This window comes from Pseudomonas orientalis (assembly GCF_022807995.1).
Classification (GTDB): domain Bacteria; phylum Pseudomonadota; class Gammaproteobacteria; order Pseudomonadales; family Pseudomonadaceae; genus Aquipseudomonas; species Aquipseudomonas orientalis_B.
On the sequence record NZ_CP094351.1, the window covers coordinates 3,670,871 to 3,688,704 of the forward strand.

Consider the following 17,834-nt stretch of genomic DNA (forward strand, 5'->3'; position numbering starts at 1 on the left):
CCAACTTTTAAGTTACCCCAAACGGTATTTCTTAATATCCACATGTTCAGCTGAAAGACAGCAGCCGTGTGACAGGCTTTTGCTCCACCAGGAACATCTGCCGTATGAGTTGCGCCGGTCTTTTAACTACAAACAATTATTTGTGCCAAGGGTGAACAGCGTGGCAGACATTACCCTGACCAAACCCCGAAGGGCCAGGTTAAAGCGCCTGAGAAAATTCCGGGTGCCTGTGGCGGGCATCATCCTATTTGCCCTGCTGTTGAACGTTTTTTTATTCTGGCCAAGATCACCGCAGGATCTGGGCGTAGGCAACCGCCTGGTCACTTCCGGAGTGCTGGCCAGTTGGCGCAACGGCGACCTGATCGTGCTGGTGCGCCATGAAGAGCGCTGTGATCGCTCGAACAACCCCTGCTACGGGCCGGTCGACGGCCTGACAGTCAATGGCACGCAACGCGCGGCCGACCTGGGCATCGCCTTTGAAACACTGGGCATGGAGCGCACCGACGTGCTCAGCAGCCCGACCACGCGCACCGCGCAAACGTCGCTGTTCATGTTCGGCAAGACCGAGCTTTCCCCCGGCCCCCTCGCGATCTGCGGTGATGCCATGGGCGAGGAAAGCCTCAGCCATAAACAGGCGGATCGCAACCTGATGCTGATCACCCATAGCGCCTGCATGAGTGACTTCCAGGCGTCACTCGGCTACCCCCATGCGCAGGCCGCCGAGTACGGCAGCACGCTGTTCGTGCAGGTATTGCCCGACGGCAAACTCAAAGCCCTGGGCACTATGAAAAGCCAGGAATGGGCGGCCGCGCTGAAGCAACTTTAAACACGCTTTTTTACATATTACCGAGTCGTGCGTTCAGCAAAGCGACAGCCCGCGTCAGGCATTTTAAGTGCGCCTGTTAGTTCAGGACGCCCTAACTTTCCAATGAATCAGTGACCCTCTTAATGCTCGATACCTTTAACTATTTAAACTTCGCGCCCGCGACTGCATGTCAGGGAGCGAGGTGATCATGAGCCGATTGAAGCCCTTGCCAGTGTTGATGCTTGGCCTGGTCATTTTCCTGGTACTGCCGTTGGGCCTGCACGGTCTGTGGACGCCAGATGAAACCCGCTATGCCCAGGTCAGCCAGGAAATGTTGATGAGCGGCAACTGGGTGGCGCCCCACTTCATGGGGGTGCGTTATTTCGAGAAACCGGCCGCGGGTTATTGGCTGATTGCCCTGGGCCAGGCCGTGTTTGGCGAGAACCTGTTCGGCGTGCGTATCGCCTCTGTCCTGACCTCGGCGCTGAGTGTACTGCTGGCCTACCTGATTGCACGCCGCCTGTGGAACGATCCGCGTAAAAGCTTCGCCTGTGCGTTGTTGTATATGAGCTTTGGCCTGGTAGCCGGGCAAGCCGGGTATTCCAACCTCGATCCACAATTCACCTTCTGGGTCAACCTGAGCCTGGTCGCCCTCTGGTTTGCCCTCGACAGCGCCACGCTGCGCGCGCGTCTGAGTGCCTGGGCGGTGCTGGGGCTGGCCTGCGGCGTGGGCTTCATGACCAAGGGCTTTCTGGCGTGGCTGCTGCCGGTGCTGATCGCCTTGCCTTACATGATCTGGCAGCGCCGCGTCGGCGAGTTGCTGCGCTACGGCCCTTTGGCGATCCTGGTCGCGGTGCTGGTCTGCCTGCCATGGGCGCTGGCGATCCACGTGCGCGAACCGGATTACTGGCGTTTCTTCTTCTGGCACGAACACATCCGCCGCTTCGCCTCGGACACTGCACAGCATGCGCGGCCCTGGTGGTTTTTCCTGCCGATCATGGTGGTAGCCTGCCTGCCGTGGTCTGCTTTGTTGCCCGCCACCCTGTTCAAGGCCTGGAAACACAGACGCGAGCCGGCCGTTGCCTTTCTGGCCCTGTGGCTGTTGCTGCCCCTGGGCTTTTTCAGCCTGAGCAGCGGCAAGCTGCCGACTTACATCATGCCCTGCCTGTTGCCCCTGGCGTTGCTGATGGGCCATGCCGTGATCGATCTGCTCAACCAGCACAAAACCCGTGCGATCTTCATCAACGGCGCGCTTAATTTCATCCTTGGCATGGCGGCCATGGTGACGCTGATTTACCTGCAGATCGCCGACCCGATCTACAGCAACAGCCACGCCGAAATGTTCAGCCTGTCCCTGGCCTTTATCGTGCTGCTCGGCTGGATCCTGGCCAACCTGCTGCAAGCGATGCGGCCTCTGACGTTATGGGCGATGCCGGCCCTGGGTATCGGCCTGCTGGTGGCGCTGCTGCCGGCGAGCATGCCGCAGATCATTGCGGATAATGAAATGCCCGACCAGTTCGTGCTTGAGCATCTGGATGAACTGCAACAAACCCATGCCTTGCTGAGCAACGAACTGGGCTCGGCGTCGGCCCTGGCGTGGCGCCTGCGTCGGCCGCAGGTGGCCTTCTACAACACGGCGGGGGAGCTGCGCTACGGCCTGGACTACCCGGATGCGCAAGCGCGCAAGGTCACCCTGGACAGCGTGCAGTCCTGGTTGAGCGAAGCACGCACCCAGGGTTCGGTCGGCGTGCTGATGCGCGTCAAAAGCACCAGCGAGCACCGTGAGGAAGGCCAACTGCCGCCCGGTGGCAAGCGTTACCGCAAGGGCAGCCTGGTACTGACGATTTACCCCCGACAACCTTGATCACCCTTACAGGAACAGCCCATGCGCGTGTGCAAAACCGAACGCGGCGCCCTCGCTTTATTGCTCGGTGTTTCGGCCCTGCTCCTGCTGCTGGGCCTGGGCAGTCGCGACCTGTGGGGGCCGGAAACGCGCTGGGCGAACATCGCCCTGCAGATGCTGCAAAGCGGTGACTACTTCGATCCGTATCTGAAGGGCGCGCCCTATTACGACAAACCCCTGCCCTCCTACTGGCTGATCACCGGTTTGGCCAACCTCATGGGAGGCCTGGGGCCATGGTCACTGCGCCTGTCATCGGTGATCGCGGCCTGGCTGAGCATCTGGCTGGTGTACCTGCTCGGCGAACGGCTGTTTCGCAAGGGCACCGGGCTGATCGCCGGCTGGATGCTTGCCACCACTTTCTACTTCCTGTTCTGGGCCCGCGTGGCCACCGCCGATGTGCTGACCGTGTGCGGCGTGCTGGCGGCGGTCTGGTGGTACTGGCGCGGGCCGGACGACACCCGGCTGGGGCGCTATACCCTGTTCTTCCTGTTGCTGGCGGCAACGTCGCTGTTCAAGGGCCTGATCGGGTTCGTGCTGCCGGGGCTGGTGCTGCTGCCGCATCTGCTCAGCCAGCAGCGCTACAAACGTCACCTTAACCCGAGGCTGGCAATGGCCCTGCTGATCGCCGGCGCGTTCTATGCGATTCCTTTCGTACTGTCCCACCTCTACGGGGCCCCCACCTATGGCGAAAGCGGCCTGCAACTGGTGTTTCGCGAAAACGTAGTGCGTTTTTTCGACCCCTTCGACCATATGGGTCCGATCTACACCTACCTGATCTACCTGCCGGCCTACACCCTGCCATGGGCGCCGTGCTGGATACTCGGCGCGTGGCTCGCCATCCGTCACTGGCGCCGTACACCGCCCCACGTGCGCTGGCTGGTGTGGGGCCTGGGCCTGCTGTTTGTGTTCTTCACCGCCAGCGGCAGCCGACGCAGCTACTACGTATTGCCCCTGGTGCCCTTTGCCCAGCTGCTCGGCGCCTGGTGGCTGAGCGAGCGCCTGCATCAACAACCGGCCCGTTGGCCGCGCTGGCAAAAAAACTTCGGCATCGCCGCAGGCCTGCTGCTGTTGGTGCTGGGAGTGATCTACCCCTGGAGCACCGGCAACGGCGGCGTCACCCGCTTCGCCGAGGATGTGAAAGCCGAGGCGGTGAAAAGCGCACCCTGGAACCAATGGCAACTGGTGCTGGTGGAAGTGGACAACAAAGTGCCGATGTACTTGCAGAACGGCGGCAGGCCGTTCTACTACGTCAGCGAAACCCAAGACTTCCCGCGCCAGGGCGACAGCGCCGCGTTCGTGGCCTGGCTGGAGAACACCAGCGGCCAGAAGTTCGATCCGCAGCACACGATTGTGATTGCGCAGTACTCCAAAGAAGACCCGAAGCCACTGGCATTTCTGGGGGTTGACCATCAAGTGATCACGACCCGGCCGGATAATGGCGAGCGGTTGTTTCAGAAGCGCTCGGGGGGGAGTGTGGCGTTTATTCCCGAAGGGCATTGAGTGGAAGGGGGAAAGCCCCAATGCCAGTCAGTTAAGGCTTTTTTGTAGGAGCGAGGGGGACGCCTAGTTCTTGCTCGCGAAAAACTCACAGGCACCGCGTTCATTCAGAAAGCACGCGTTATCGTTGACGTTTTTCGCGAGCAAGCTCGCTCCTACAGACGGCGCTTTCAATGCCTGGATTCGGCGGCGGTTGAGACGCATGGCTGACGGCGCTCAATGGTGGAGAAGGCAACACCGTTAAATGTGGGAGGGGGCTTGCCCCCGATGGCGGTGGGTCAGCTGATACATCCACTGCTGACACTCCGTCATCGGGGGCAAGCCCCCTCCCACAGTGTCCGCGTTTCAGTGCCTGGATTCGGCGGAGGCGGGTGAGACGCACGGCTGACGGCGCTCAATGGTGGAGAAGGCAACACCGTTAAATGTGGGAGGGGGCTTGCCCCCGATGGCGGTGGGTCAGCTGATACATCCACTGCTGACACTCCGTCATCGGGGGCAAGCCCCCTCAGTGTGCCTAGATTCGGCGGCGGCGGTTGAGTTGGGGGATGGCGGTTTGCGCCACTTCCACCGGCGGCGCTTGCGGCACCGTGCGCGCCGCCAGTTGCGCCAATGTGGGTTGGCTGAACAACGTCCGCGCATCCACCTCCAGCCCGGCCTTGCGCAAGCGGGCCACCAGGTTGACCGCCAGCAACGAATGCCCGCCCAGTTCAAAGAAGTGGTCGTGCCGCCCTACCCGCTCCAGCTTCAGCACCTGCGCCCAGATCGTGGCCATCAGGGTTTCCACCTCGCCCTGAGGCGCTTCATAGGCGCGGCTGACCACCGCTTCCAGCCCCGGCTCCGGCAAGGCCTTGCGGTCAAGTTTGCCGGCGGGGTTGAGCGGCAGGCTATCGAGTTGCACAAAGGCGGCCGGCACCATGTATTCAGGTAGCTGTTCGAGCACATGGGCGCGCAACGACTCCAGATTCGGGGCCTGTTCGCGCAGGGTGAAATAGGCCACCAGGCGCTCGCCGCGAATCAGCACCGCCACGTCACGCAAGGCAGGATGTGCCGCCAGGCGCGCTTCGATTTCGCCCAGCTCCAGGCGCACGCCGCGCAGTTTGACCTGGAAGTCATTACGCCCGAGGAACGCCAGGTTGCCGTCCGGCAGATAGCGCACCAGGTCGCCGGTGCGATACAACCGGTCGCCGGCGACGAAGGGGCTGTCGATGAAGCGTTCGGCGGTCATCTGCGGCAGGCCCAGGTAGCCACGGGCGACACCGACGCCGCCAATGTGCAGTTGGCCGCTGATGCCCATCGGCACCGGTCTGTCGTGATCATCCAGTACATACAGGCGGGTGTTGTCGATTGCCCGGCCGATCGGCAGTTGCAGCACGGGCACCGGCGCGCCCGGTTCCAGGGTCCAGGCGCTGCTGTCCACCGTGGCTTCGGTGGGCCCATACACGTTATGCAAGCGCACGCCAGGCAAGCGCGCCTGCACCCCGCGCGCCAGGGCCTCGGTCAGCTCGCCACCGCCGCACAGCACATCGGTCAGGCTGGTGCACAGGGCTGACTCCTCCAATTCAAGAAACTGCTGCAACATCGCCGGCACGAACTTGATCACGCTGATGTGCTGCTCGCGAATTACCTGCGCCAGGTACGCCGGCTCGCGATGCCCGTCGGGCCGCGCCAGCACCAGGCGCATGCCCTGGGTCAGCGGCCAGAAAAGCTCCCACACCGAGCCGTCAAAGCTGAACGGCGCGCGTTGCAGCAAGGCGCCCCCGGGTACCTGCGGACACAACCGGGCGCCCCAATGCATGAGGTTGCCCAGGCCGCGATGCTCGATCATCACGCCCTTGGGGGTGCCGGTGGAGCCGGAGGTGTACATCACGTAGGCCAGGTGGTCGACCGTCAAATCCGGCACCACGGGGTTGTCGGTAGGCGCCTGATGCCAGGTGCAGCGGTCGAAATCGATCACCGGCACCGCCACGTCTTGCACACACTCACGGGTCGCGGCCTGGAGCAGCAGCGCCACCGGCTGGCTGTCTTGCAGCATGTAGGCCAGGCGTTCGCAGGGGTAGCCAGGGTCCAACGGCACATAAGCGCCGCCGGCCTTGAGAATCCCCAGCAAGCCCACCACCAGGTCCAGCCCGCGCTCGACGCACAGCGCCACCCGCGAATCCGGCTTTACACCCTGTTCGCGCAGGTGGAAGGCCAACTGATTGGCGCGCCGATTGAGTTCGCCATAGGTCAGTTGCTGCGTGCCTGCCTGCACCGCGACGGCCTCCGGCAGTTGACGCGCCTGGGCCTCGAACAGCGCCTGCACGGTGAGGGTGTCGGGATAGGCGGTGGCGGTGGCGTTGAAGTCCACCAGCAGTTTTTGCAACTCACTGGAGGGCAGCACCTGCACATCGTGCACCGGGGTGGCCGGCGCCTGTTCAAGCGCCTCGACCAGTCCATTGAGCGCCGCATCGAGGTAACCCAGCACGCGCTCGGCCCCCACCGTGCGTGGCGCCTTGGCCTTGAGCCGAAAGCCGCTGGCGATGTCATCTACCGTGAGCATCAGCGGATAGCTGAGAATGTCCTCGCTGCTGAGCAAGGCGATGCCCGGCACCAGGTTCAACCTCGGCTCGGCGCTGGTGTGACGGTAATTGAGCAGGCTGTTGAACAGCGGCGCGGCGCTGCTGCAGCGTTGGGCCAGGGCCAACGAGGCTTGCTCATGCGCGAGCAAGGCGCTCAGTTGCTGGTGGGTGTCGGTCAATGCGTCCACCACGCTTTGCCCGGCCAGGCGCACGCGCAGCGGCAAGGTGTTGATGAACATGCCCAGGGCGCGGTCCGCACCCTCGCCCGCTTGCAGGCGACCGAGCAACACCGTGCCGAACACCACGTCTTCGCGGCTGGCCACGCGGCTGAGCACCTGCGCCCAGGCCAAGTGGAACAGGCTGGCGGCGCTGACCCCGACAGCGCGTGCCTGGGCACGTAGCCGTTGGTTGAGCGACGCGTCGACCGCCTGTACGCATTCTTCGATTTCAGTCCGGTCTGCCTGGCGCTCCTGCAAGCCAAAGGCCAGGGTCGGTTCATCCACATCCGCCAGGCGCTCACGAAAGAACGCCTCATGGGCCGCTTGCCGCTGCGCTGAACGGGTCTGCGCGACCACATTGCGGTACGGCACCGGCACCGGCAACTGCGCGTGTTGACCAAGCAGATGGGCGCGAATTTCATCTATTAGCACGGTGGTCGAGGTGGCGTCGTTGACCAGGTGGTGGAAGCGCAGCCTGGCCACCCAGCGCTGGTGGTGCGGTTCTTCGGCGTAGTCCAGGGCCATCAGCGGCGCGTGGCGCAGGTCCAGCGGCTGGGCGGGGTCACGCAACGGTTCGAGCGGCAATTGCGCGTGCCGCCACACCACCTGCATCGGCTGTTCAAGGGCATCCCACACCAGGCTGGTGCGCAGGATGTCGTGACGGTCGATCACCTGTTGCAGCGCCTGGGCAAACGCGTCCAACTGCTCGCGGCGCGCAAAACTGAACATCGCCTGCTGCTGGTAGGGATCGCGCTCATCGGTGATGTGGTGATAGAGCAAGCCTTCCTGCAACGGCGCCAGCGGGTAGATCTCCTGCACATTGCCGGCACCACCGGGGATGCCGGCGACGATGCGGTCCAGGCTGGGCTGGTCGAGGTCGGCCAGGGCAAGCATGTCCGGCGTAATCCGCGTGCAACCGTGCGGGATGCGATTGGCCGGCACCGCCGCTTCGCGGCCGTCACTGGCCGCCGCCAGCGCGGCCAGGGTGGGCTGGCCGAACAACACCTGCACATCGGCCTGCAGGCCCGCCTCGCGCATGCGCTGCACCAGTTGCACCGCCAGCAGCGAGTGCCCGCCCAGTTCGAAGAAATGGTCGTGCCGGCCGACCTGTTGCACCTGCAGCAACTCGGCCCAGATCTGCGCCAGGGTGGCTTCGATACCCTCGTGGGGCGCCTCATAGCGGCGTGTGGCAAACGCTGCCTGGGTCGGCGCCGGCAACGCCTTGCGGTCGAGCTTGCCATTGGCGGTCAGGGGTAACGCCTCGAGATGAACGTAGGCCGCCGGTAACAGGTAATCGGGCAGCGAGACGTGCAGATGCGCGCGAAGCGTTTCGATGTCCACCGGCTGATACGCGATGAACCAGGCCAGCAATTGCCCTTCGCGATATTCCACCACGGCGGTCTTGATCGATGGATGAGTCGCCAGGGCCGCTTCGATTTCCCCCAGTTCGATACGCACGCCACGAATCTTCACCTGGTCGTCATTGCGCCCCAGGTATTCAAGGCTGCCGTCCGGCAGCCAGCGCGCCAGGTCACCGCTGCGGTACATACGGCCGCCGTTGAAGGGGTCGTCGAGAAAGCGTTCGGCAGTCAATTCGGGGCGATTGAAGTAGCCCCGCGCCACGCCCTGGCCACCCACATACAATTCCCCCACTACGCCAATCGGCACCGGCCGTTGTTGTGCGTCCAGCAGGTGGATAAGGGCATTGGCGATGGGCCCGCCGATGTGCAACGGCTGGCCGGCATCAACACGCCCGGAGGTGGCGACCACGGTGGCTTCGGTCGGGCCGTAGTTGTTGATGACGTCGAAGCTTTGCGCCTGGTTGAACCCGCGCAGGCGGTCGCCGCCGATCAGCAAGGTGCGCAAGGTGGGGTGCGCCAGGTTCTGGCTGAACGCGTATTCGGCCACTGGTGTGGGCAGGAAACACACGTCCAATGGCTGAGCGCGCCACCACTGGAGCAGTGCGTCGATATCTTCCGCACCGTCGTGGGCGGGCGGTAGATGCAGGGTCGCGCCGATGCACAGTGCCGGCCAGACTTCCCAGGCCATCGCGTCGAATCCAAACCCGGCGACACTGGCGGTATGGCTGCCCGCGTGCAGGTCGAAGGCCCGGCAGTGCCAGTCCACCAGGTTGGACACGCTGTGGTGCTCGACCATCACACCCTTGGGCAAGCCCGTGGAGCCGGAGGTGTAAATTACATAGGCAAGGTGGGACGGCAACACTGCGACCTGGGGATTGCTGTCGGCGCCGTGGTCGCTGCAAGCGTCCAGTTCAAACACCGGCACATCCAGGGTCGGCAGGCGATGCAGCAGGTCGCGCTGGGTCAGCACCGCCACGGGCGCGCTGTCGTGCAGCAGATAATTCAAGCGCTCGGCGGGATGGGCCGGGTCTATCGGCACATAACAGGCACCGGCCTTGAGCACCGCAAGCAACCCCGCCAGGGTCTCCAGGCCACGTCGCGCGAGCACCGCGACGCGGTCATCCGGTTGCAGGCCGTAAGCCAACAGTTGATGGGCCAGCGTATTGGCCTGCCGGTTTAGTTGGGCGTAAGTCAGCTGCCGTCCCTGGTACACCGCTGCGATAGCCTGCGGCGTGCGCTCGGCTTGAGCCTCGATACGCCCATGCAGGGTCTGCGGCGTGGTGTTGGGCTGCGCGGTGGCGTTCCACTGCTGCAAACGGGCCTGATCCTGCGGCGTCAGCAACGAAAACTCGCCCACCTTCAGCGTTGTGTCTGCCAGGCCCTGCTCCAGCAACCCGGTGAGGCGCTGCGCCAACGCCTCTACGTCACCCTGTTCAAAGTAGGCCTGGTTATAGACGCAATGCAGGCACGCGGTGTCCTGGTACCGGTTGCTGCGCAAGTGGATCGCCAGCGGCAGCGGCTCATGGTGGTTGGACACCTTGACCGCACGGGCCTGCACCTGGCCGTAGCGCAGGTCGTGGTCGTCCTGCTCGAACGATACCGACAGGTCGAACAACTGCCCGCGATCCGTACGCCGCAGGCCCAGCTCGCGGTTCATCTCGCTGAGGGGGAACCGCTGGTGACGGAAATCCTGTTTGAGCTGGTCACGCACGCCGCGCACCAGCTCACCGAAACTCGATACTTTGCTGAACTGCAACCGCACTGCGCTGACCTGGGCGAACAGGCCGACCGTGGTGCGAAAGCGCGCGTTGGAGCGGTTGAGAATCGGCACGCCCACCACCCAATCATTGCGCTGGCCAGTACGGGTGAAATACACGTACAGCGCCGCCAGCAACACATGGAACGCCGACGCCTGGTAATGGTTGGCCACATGTTCCATGCGCTTGAGCAGCGCTGTCGAGAAGGGTTGCACGCAGGTGTTGCTCGCGGCCTTGGCGGTATGCCGTGGCGTGAGCAGCGGTTCGGGCAGCACCTGGTATTTGTCCAGCCAATAGTCGCGGTCGCGGGCGTAGCGGGCAGACTGCCGGTAGTGCTGGTCGGTATCGATGAAGTCGACATAGGACGGCGCCGACGCCTCCGGTTGCCGGCCGTGCTGCACGGCGGTGTACAGCTGGGCGAGGGATTGCAGCATCTGGCCGAACCCCCAGCCGTCCAGGATCAGGTGATGGGCCTGGGTGCCCAGGCGGTAATGGTCGTCGCCGAGCTTGACCAAAAAAAAGCGAAACAACGGTTCGCCGCTCATCGCGTAGGGCCGGGCCATTTGCGCCTGGATCAAGGACTGGGCAGCGGCCTCCGGGTCGGGCAAGCCGCAGAAGTCATGCTGCGCCACGTCCACCGTCCATGCGGCGGCGAAGGTTTGCCGGGGCAAGCCGTCGGCGTCGGTGTGCAGCTGGGTGCGCAATGCGTCGTGCCGAGCCACCAGCAGCTCGATCGCACGCTGGATCCATTCGGGCGCAATGGCGCCGGCCAGATCAACGTAGCCGCCGATGTTGTACAACGGCGAGTCGCCCGCACGCAGTTGGTCGAGCCAGATGTCCTGTTGCGCGGCGGTAAGGGGAAAGCTGGCCGGCGGGCTGGAAAGTTGCGTCATAAGGTCCTTCTCATGGGGGGTCAGGCACTGGCCGCGCAGGGTCGCCCATTACCACGAATTGGCTGGATTTGAGCATGGCCGAGGAACGGCGGCTGACACCCGAAACCCGGACATCCAAACGGATAGAGCGGGCTTGGCTGAGGGTTCACTGCTGAAACGATGAAAGCCTTGTAGGAGATTGGCTATATCTGTCCGACGTTTAATTTGAAATATATTTTTTAATTATCTTTTTTTCTATAAATATCAACCAGTTAATTGGCTTTAAAAATTCGCCCCGCCTCCTCGTATACTGAGTTTGCTGTAGGAAACGTCGAATTAATGACGCGATCTTTATGGCAGCTTGTGTCCCTCGTTTCCGCTACATACGTAGGACAAATCGCTATGGCTAAATGAAATCTCGAACGCCGAGTCACGTTCAAGCAGTACGGAGCGCCCCGATCAGACCCTGGGCATCCGTTGACGGTTTTCGACATCAAGGATGAGATGGCTATGAGTCTGACCCCTAGTATTACCGATACCCAGAGCCCACATTTCTATGCCGAAATGGGCAAGCTTATTTCCAGCTGCAGCCAGGAAACTTTCGCCGCCAACATGCTGCATCTGGTGGACAAATGGATACCGATTCACCTGGTGGACCTCAGCGAGTGGAGCCTCGATGAACTGCGTGACAGTGTGCTGGATATCAAGCTGCTGGGCAGTGCCGGGCTGAACGAAGACCTGCCCGCGCCACTGGCCCTGCATTCGCTGCACGACCATCCCTTGCTGCGACAGATGCTGCGCATGCAGGACCCGTTGCTGATCCAGATGAGCGCAAAGGCCGACAGCACGCACCCGCGCGGCAGTTCGCACCAGTGCAACCTGGTCTCGCGCCAGGGTCATCGACGTTGTGTGATTTCGTTCTACCGCCCGCCTGCCGAGCGCGGGTTTTCGCTGGCGGAACTTTCGTTTCTCAAATGCCTGTCCGAGACCTTGCTGCCATTGATGGAGCGCCACGTGCAGATCCTGCGCCAGGCGCCGCACGTCGAGATGGAGCCTGGGAACACTATGCTGGAGCAGTCGCAATTGCAGCGTGAGTTCTACAAGCGCTTGTCGCTGAGCGACATCACCCTGTCGGCCCGCGAGCAGGAGGTTTGCCTGGGCCTGTTGACCGGCGGCACCGTGCCGCAGATTGCGCAAAAACTCAGTGTGAAAAACAGCTCGATTGAAACCTACCTCAAGCGCGCCGCCGCCAAGCTCGGGGTGAGTGGCCGACACGGCTTGGCCAAATGGATGGTGGGCGCCTGATGCACAAGTTCACACTTACCGCCGTTGGCGTGGCCTGGATGCTCGGCGGGTGTTCGTTGATCCCCGAGTATCAGCGGCCCGACGCGCCCGTGCCGACCCACTATCCCCAGGACGGGGTGTACCGCCAGGCGCACGCCGGCACGCTGCCCGAAGCTTCGGACTGGCGCCAGCTGTTCCACGACCCGGCGCTGCCCCCGTTGATCGACGCTGCACTGGTCAACAACCGCGACCTGCGGGTAGCCGCGCTGAACGTGCAGGCGTTCCAGGCGCAGTACCGCATCCAGCGCGCCGACCTGTTCCCGGCGGTGTCCGCCACGGGTGCCGGCAAGCGTCAGAAATTGCCGGAGGGTGTGACCGGCACCGGCCAGTCGGCGATCACCTCCAACTATTCCGCCACCCTGGGCCTGAGTGCCTATGAACTCGACCTGTTCGGCCGCGTGCGCAGCCTCAGCGAACAGGCCCTGCTGACTTATCTGGGTACCGAGCAAGCCCGGCGCAGCGCGCAGTTGAGCCTGGTGGCCAACGTCGCCAATGCCTACCTGACCTGGCGTGCCGACCAGGAACTGCTGGCCCTGGCCGAGCAGACCCTGGCGGCCAACGACCGCAGTTGGCAACTGACCAGCCGCAGCAAAACCGCCGGCAAGGCCTCGGCGCTGGACGTGATACAGGCGCGCACAGCCGTGGAAAGCACCCGCGCCAGCGTGGCCCGCTACGAACGCCAGGTGGCCCAGGACCTCAACAACCTCACGCTGTTGGTCGGCGGCCCGGTAGATGCCAACCTGCCCGCACGCGCCCTGTCCGACGACCTGGTAGCCCAGGTGCCTGCGGGGCTGCCTTCAGACCTGCTGCAACGGCGACCGGACATTCTCCAGGCCGAATACCAGCTGCAGGCGGCCAACGCCAATATCGGCGCGGCCAGGGCGGCGTTCTTTCCGTCGATCACCCTGACGGCCAACGCCGGCAGCACCAGCACGCAACTCTCCGGTTTGTTCAAGGGCGGCGCGGGCACCTGGACGTTCCAGCCGCAAATCAATCTGCCGATCTTCAACGCCGGCAGCCTGCGCGCCAGCCTGGATTACGCCAGGCTGCAGAAGGACATCACGGTGGCGCAGTACGAAAAGTCCATCCAGAGCGCCTTTCAGGAAGTTGCCGATGGCCTCGCGGCACGCCAAACCTTCGACGACCAACTGAACGCGCAACGAGATTCCGTCGCCGCCAACCAGCATTACTATGACCTGGCCCAGCACCGCTACCGCAGCGGCGTCGACAGCAACCTGACCTTTCTCGATGCGCAGCGCGCGTTGTTCAATTCACAGCAGGCACTGATTGTCGATCGCCTGGCGCAACTGGTGGCGCAGGTGAACCTGTATACCGCGCTTGGCGGCGCGTGGGATCAGCCCACAAGCCTTGCCACTGCACGCTAGGGCCGCTTCAGACCGGCAGTTTGGGTATCACGGCCACGGGCGGCGTGTGCGGTGCGTTGTCGGTGTTCATCCAGGTTTTAAGCGTTGTCACTAACGTGCCCAGCAATTTCAACAGCTCGGCCATTTCCAGGTCACTGCGGTTGGATTTTAAAACCTGGCCAATCACATGATGGGCCGGCACCTGGCCAAAACGCTCGCATTGATCAAGGGTTTTACCCGCCAGTGGAGAAGTTGCACCGTCAGCTGTGTTGAGCGTGACCATTGTGTATAGCCTCATTTAACGAAAGGATCGAAATCGCAGTGCGATCAAGGATGCATGACTTGCCCACCATCACCGTCGGGCATTGAGTTCAACAAGCACTCATGCGTGGCCAGCCGGTAGGAAAGGTTCCTGATGCCAATGTGGGCTTGCGGTAACAACATCCTTCTGCTTCAGCCGATTGCTATCGGAAAACTCCGCAAGCCCGTAATGTCGTTCAGTTAAGGCTTTTTGTAGGAGCGAGGGGGGCGCCTAGCTCTTGCTCGCGAAAAACCACAGGCGCCGCGTTCAATCAGGAAACACGCGTTATCGTTGACGTTTTTCGCGAGCAAGCTCGCTCCTACAGAGGGCGATGTACGCTTAACTGAACAGCGTGCTCCGCCGCCAAGGGTAGTCAGCAAGCGGGGGACGCATCACGCTTGTCGGACCGCTCTTACGCAACTTTCGGGTTGCGTCCGATCAACCCCGCCGCTAACCTTCGCGGGTCGCTGCAAAATCAGCGAACGGGTGTGGTAGCCCAGTTCTTTCATAGACCCCAAAACGCTCGCGGGCGTTTTTTTGTGCGGGCTGCTTTGTGGCGGCTGTGCATGGGAGGCTTCGGCCTGCCGGGTTTCTATGACCGGTCTACCACCCTGTGTACAGTCGCCTCCTTACTTCGTGTGGTAGCGAAATGGAGGTGCTCATTCATAGGAGCTTCACCATGAAAAAAGTCACGCCCAACCCCCCGCCATCCCCCTCGGATGACAACCTGCAATTACCCCCCGATGTCATCTTCTCCATCCGCCCCGGCCTCAGCACTGAAGCCGCCTTGAGCAATGCCAGCGAAATGCTGGAGTCAGCGACTGTCTGTGCATATGACTGTGCCGAACACGTGGATGGCGCCAGTCGCAAGCATGTATTGGCCGTGGTGCAGATGATCGAAATAGCGAAGCTGCTGGTGGACGATGCGCTGAATCGGGAATGCCCGGTCGCCTGATCCGGAACGTGGGAGCTGCCGAGCTTCAGCGAGGCCGTGACAGCTCCCACATTTGATCTGCGACCGCGCCTGGCTACCCGATTCCCACCGCCAGGCTATAGGGTGAAAACCCCGCGAACTGCCAACGCAATGCCAAGGCCGCCGGACGCCGGATCACCTGTTCCACGGTCACCGTCCACAACCGCTGCGCCCCCTCGATCTCGGCCACCTGCGGCCCGCTGAGGATCAGCGAGGTACGCCCCGCCACTTGCAGCACATCCCCCGACTCGAAATCGATGAACAACAACCCCGCCACCGGATTGGCTTGCAGGTTGCCCAGTGTGTTGAAGAACAGGTTGCCGGCAAAATCGGGGATGGTCAGCACGTTGCCCTGCACCCGCACGAACCCGGTGTTCCCGCCCCGATGAGAGACGTCTACCGAGCGCTCGCCATGCAGGACGACATAGCTGGCGACGAAGAAGGTGTCGGCGTTGCGGATCATTTGCTGCGCGGCGCCATCCAGGCTGTCGCTGCGCTCGGCCACGTCGGCGGGTTTGCGCGCAATTGTGTCGACCGGGCGCAGTTGGATGTATTTGGGGCAGTTGCCAAAGCTGTGCACCACGTCTACTGCAAAGCCATCGCGATCCAGCGCGCCAATGCGACCATTCATGCGATTGCGCCGGCGTGTGTTCAGGTCGATGCCCAGCACGCCGACCGCTGCGCCAGCCGTGATCCCGGCGCGCGCCGGATCGCTGTTGGATGGCAGGCTGTCGATCTGCAACCGGTACGGATCAGGTGAATGCGCGAACCCGGGCGCGCCTTCGAGCATCGTCGCCCACGGGGCGCCCTGTTCATCCACCGCGCCCACCACCAGGTACGGCAACAAGGGATAGAAATCGCGATGTTGCTCGGGCAGATTATCGCGTATGACCTTGGGGCCGATCACGGCCATGCGCTCAGCCGCGCCGGCACTGGCCTGCAGTTGCCGTTCGCCGGCATGCCAGGGAGATTGCTCGATTGAGTTCATGAGGGTCACCTCTCGTTGGATAGCTGGATGTTGCGCCTGGCCTTACGCCGAGAGAATGACCACCCCAGGCAATCCACTATTACGCCAGCTGAAATGCCGGATGGCCGCGCAATGCCGTTACACACTCATCGACAAAACTGCGCACGCGCATCGACGCATGGCGGCCTTCGCGGTACACCACCTGCACCGGAACCGCAGGCAGCTCAAAGCCCTGCAATACGCGATGCAGCCGGCCACTGGCCAGATGCTCATGCACCGGGTAGTTCAGGCAGCGCAGCAACCCCGCGCCGGTCACGGCCGCATTGATCGTGCCTTGTACCGTGGCGCAGCGCAGACGTGCGCGGGCCTTGAGCTGACAGTGCGCGAAGTCCCACTGCACGGGGTCGGCATGGGCGATCAGATGATGCTGCCTGAGGGCGTCGGGATGCAGCGGCTCGCCGTGGGTGGCAAGGTAATCGGGACTGGCGCAGAGGATATACCGCACATGCCCCACCGGTCGCGCGATCAATGAAGAGCTGGGCAACTCGCCCACCAGCACCGCCACGTCCAGCCCTTCCTCATGCAGGTTCGGGTAGTAGTCGTGGTAGCGGGCGACCAGGCGCACCAGCGGGTAACGCTCCATGTACGCGGCCAGTACCGGCGCCATCACATAGCGGCTGAACAGCAACGGCATGAATACGCGCAGATTGCCCTGGGCCTGGCTATGCAAACCCTTGGCCGAGGCTTCGGCCGCCTCCACCGCCGCCAACAGCCGCACGCAATCGACCATATAGGCAGTGCCTGCCTCGGTGAGGCTGACCCCCCGGGTGCTGCGCTGCAACAACCCCACACGCAAACGCGCCTCCAGACGCGCAATCGCGCGTACCAGGGTCGGGCCCGAGACCTGTGCAAAGCGCGCCGCCGCCGCCAGGCTTGGCTGCCCGGCCAGCGCCACGAACAATTGCATGTCGCGATAGCGTTCCATCAGCCGCGCGCCGGCGTCATCGGCTTCAGGGCCACGTCATGCCCCAGGCGCTCGGCAAGAAAATCCACGAATGTGCTGACCTTGGCCGGCATTCGACCGTTGCTCTGGAACACCACCCGGATCGGCAGCGCGGTCGGCTCGAAATCCTGCAGGACAATCTCCAGCTCACCCGCCGCCACCGCCGCCGCAACCTGATAGGACAGCACCCGGGTCATGCCCCACCCCAGCCGCGCCAGGTTGATCGCGGCATTGTTTGCAGTGACTACCAGGCGCGGCTCGATCGGCACCGTCAGCGGCACGCCGGCGTCGACAAAGGCCCACTCGCTCACCCGCTGGCTGGCGGATGAGGCAACGATCTTCGCTTCAAGCAAGTGCTCGGGCCGCCGAGGTTGCCCATGCCGTGCGAGGTAAGCGGGCGATGCGCACACGACCCGGCGCACTTCGCCGACCTCAATCGCCTGCTGCCCCGGCTCGTGCAGATGACCGATGCGCACGGCCACGTCGACCCCTTCGTCGCTCATATTGACGACGCGGTCGACCAGCAAGGCATTGATGTTCACTTGGGGAAAACGGTCCAGATACTCCCCCAGCGCCGGCGCCACGAACAATTCGCCGAACAGCACCGGGGCGGTCACGTTCAGTTGGCCGCAGGGGATCGAATAGCTGCCCGCCGCCGCTTCCTCCGCCTCGCTCAGCTCGGCAAGGATGCGCCGGCAGTCTTCCAGGTAACGCTGCCCGGCTTCGGTCAGGTGCAGACTGCGGGTGGTGCGCGCCAGCAGTTGGGTACCAATGCGTTGTTCCATGGCGGCAATCGCCCGGGTCACGCTGGGCGGCGAGGTGTTCAGACGCCGCGCGGCAGCGGCAAAGCCTGCTTCTTCGGCTACCGCGAGGAACACCTGCATTTCATGAAAACGATCCATCGACGCCCC

Annotated in this window: 11 protein-coding genes; 6 read left to right on the plus strand and 5 right to left on the minus strand. The window is 63.1% G+C overall.

Annotation, left to right across the window (positions count from 1 at the left end):
• The first annotated feature begins 151 nt into the window (after window positions 1-151).
• The 3 genes from MRY17_RS16215 to MRY17_RS16225 all read left to right on the plus strand — a co-directional run bounded on the left by MRY17_RS16215 (window position 152) and on the right by MRY17_RS16225 (window position 4,208).
• Window positions 152-826, plus strand: coding sequence for a histidine phosphatase family protein (locus MRY17_RS16215; protein WP_243352485.1), 675 nt, complete (start codon window positions 152-154; stop codon window positions 824-826).
• A gap of 187 nt (window positions 827-1,013) precedes the next feature.
• Window positions 1,014-2,669 (plus strand): lipid IV(A) 4-amino-4-deoxy-L-arabinosyltransferase, encoded by a 1,656-nt coding sequence (arnT, locus tag MRY17_RS16220; protein ID WP_243352486.1) that lies wholly within the window; start codon window positions 1,014-1,016, stop codon window positions 2,667-2,669.
• Between the two features lie 21 nt (window positions 2,670-2,690).
• Window positions 2,691-4,208, plus strand: a complete 1,518-nt coding sequence (locus MRY17_RS16225; protein WP_243352487.1) for an ArnT family glycosyltransferase — start codon at window positions 2,691-2,693, stop codon at window positions 4,206-4,208.
• Window positions 4,209-4,719: 511 nt separating this feature from the next.
• On the opposite strand, the gene MRY17_RS16230 is transcribed toward MRY17_RS16225, so the two are convergent.
• Entirely contained in the window at window positions 4,720-10,992 is a 6,273-nt protein-coding gene (locus MRY17_RS16230) for a non-ribosomal peptide synthetase (protein WP_243352488.1), read from the minus strand.
• A gap of 489 nt (window positions 10,993-11,481) precedes the next feature.
• Between MRY17_RS16230 and MRY17_RS16235 the strand changes: the two genes are divergently transcribed.
• Both MRY17_RS16235 and adeC read left to right on the plus strand, forming a co-directional pair.
• Window positions 11,482-12,276 (plus strand): helix-turn-helix transcriptional regulator, encoded by a 795-nt coding sequence (locus tag MRY17_RS16235; RefSeq protein ID WP_243352489.1) that lies wholly within the window; start codon window positions 11,482-11,484, stop codon window positions 12,274-12,276.
• Window positions 12,276-13,700: an AdeC/AdeK/OprM family multidrug efflux complex outer membrane factor gene (gene adeC / locus MRY17_RS16240; RefSeq protein ID WP_243352490.1), complete on the plus strand. Its 1,425-nt coding sequence runs from the start codon at window positions 12,276-12,278 to the stop codon at window positions 13,698-13,700. Before MRY17_RS16235 ends, adeC begins: the two co-directional genes overlap by 1 nt.
• A gap of 7 nt (window positions 13,701-13,707) precedes the next feature.
• Here the strand turns inward: adeC and MRY17_RS16245 are convergent, their stop codons facing one another.
• Complete coding sequence (locus tag MRY17_RS16245) at window positions 13,708-13,962, minus strand: hypothetical protein (protein WP_191951984.1); 255 nt, start codon at window positions 13,960-13,962, stop codon at window positions 13,708-13,710.
• Window positions 13,963-14,659: 697 nt separating this feature from the next.
• On the opposite strand from MRY17_RS16245, the gene MRY17_RS16250 reads away from it, so the two are divergent.
• The gene (locus MRY17_RS16250; protein WP_065887232.1) at window positions 14,660-14,935 is read left to right on the plus strand and encodes a DUF6124 family protein; all 276 of its coding nucleotides are present in this window, start codon (window positions 14,660-14,662) and stop codon (window positions 14,933-14,935) included.
• Between the two features lie 73 nt (window positions 14,936-15,008).
• On the opposite strand, the gene MRY17_RS16255 is transcribed toward MRY17_RS16250, so the two are convergent.
• The 3 genes from MRY17_RS16255 to MRY17_RS16265 all read right to left on the minus strand — a co-directional run bounded on the left by MRY17_RS16255 (window position 15,009) and on the right by MRY17_RS16265 (window position 17,825).
• The gene (locus MRY17_RS16255; protein WP_243352491.1) at window positions 15,009-15,941 is read right to left on the minus strand and encodes a pyridoxamine 5'-phosphate oxidase family protein; all 933 of its coding nucleotides are present in this window, start codon (window positions 15,939-15,941) and stop codon (window positions 15,009-15,011) included.
• Between the two features lie 79 nt (window positions 15,942-16,020).
• Window positions 16,021-16,905: a LysR family transcriptional regulator gene (locus MRY17_RS16260; protein ID WP_191951986.1), complete on the minus strand. Its 885-nt coding sequence runs from the start codon at window positions 16,903-16,905 to the stop codon at window positions 16,021-16,023.
• Window positions 16,905-17,825: a LysR family transcriptional regulator gene (locus tag MRY17_RS16265; protein WP_191951987.1), complete on the minus strand. Its 921-nt coding sequence runs from the start codon at window positions 17,823-17,825 to the stop codon at window positions 16,905-16,907. The genes MRY17_RS16260 and MRY17_RS16265 overlap by 1 nt, the downstream gene beginning before the upstream one ends.
• Window positions 17,826-17,834 lie beyond the last annotated feature (9 nt).

What these genes read in the sequence shown, in the direction of transcription:
- MRY17_RS16260 (WP_191951986.1), bottom strand. Translation starts at nt 16,905, where the DNA reads ATGGAACGCTATCGCGACATGCAATTGTTCGTGGCGCTGGCCGGGCAG.
- MRY17_RS16255 (WP_243352491.1), bottom strand. Translation starts at nt 15,941, where the DNA reads ATGAACTCAATCGAGCAATCTCCCTGGCATGCCGGCGAACGGCAACTG.
- adeC (WP_243352490.1), top strand. Translation starts at nt 12,276, where the DNA reads ATGCACAAGTTCACACTTACCGCCGTTGGCGTGGCCTGGATGCTCGGC.
- MRY17_RS16230 (WP_243352488.1), bottom strand. Translation starts at nt 10,992, where the DNA reads ATGACGCAACTTTCCAGCCCGCCGGCCAGCTTTCCCCTTACCGCCGCG.
- MRY17_RS16235 (WP_243352489.1), top strand. Translation starts at nt 11,482, where the DNA reads ATGAGTCTGACCCCTAGTATTACCGATACCCAGAGCCCACATTTCTAT.
- arnT (WP_243352486.1), top strand. Translation starts at nt 1,014, where the DNA reads ATGAGCCGATTGAAGCCCTTGCCAGTGTTGATGCTTGGCCTGGTCATT.
- MRY17_RS16265 (WP_191951987.1), bottom strand. Translation starts at nt 17,825, where the DNA reads ATGGATCGTTTTCATGAAATGCAGGTGTTCCTCGCGGTAGCCGAAGAA.
- MRY17_RS16245 (WP_191951984.1), bottom strand. Translation starts at nt 13,962, where the DNA reads ATGGTCACGCTCAACACAGCTGACGGTGCAACTTCTCCACTGGCGGGT.
- MRY17_RS16225 (WP_243352487.1), top strand. Translation starts at nt 2,691, where the DNA reads ATGCGCGTGTGCAAAACCGAACGCGGCGCCCTCGCTTTATTGCTCGGT.
- MRY17_RS16250 (WP_065887232.1), top strand. Translation starts at nt 14,660, where the DNA reads ATGAAAAAAGTCACGCCCAACCCCCCGCCATCCCCCTCGGATGACAAC.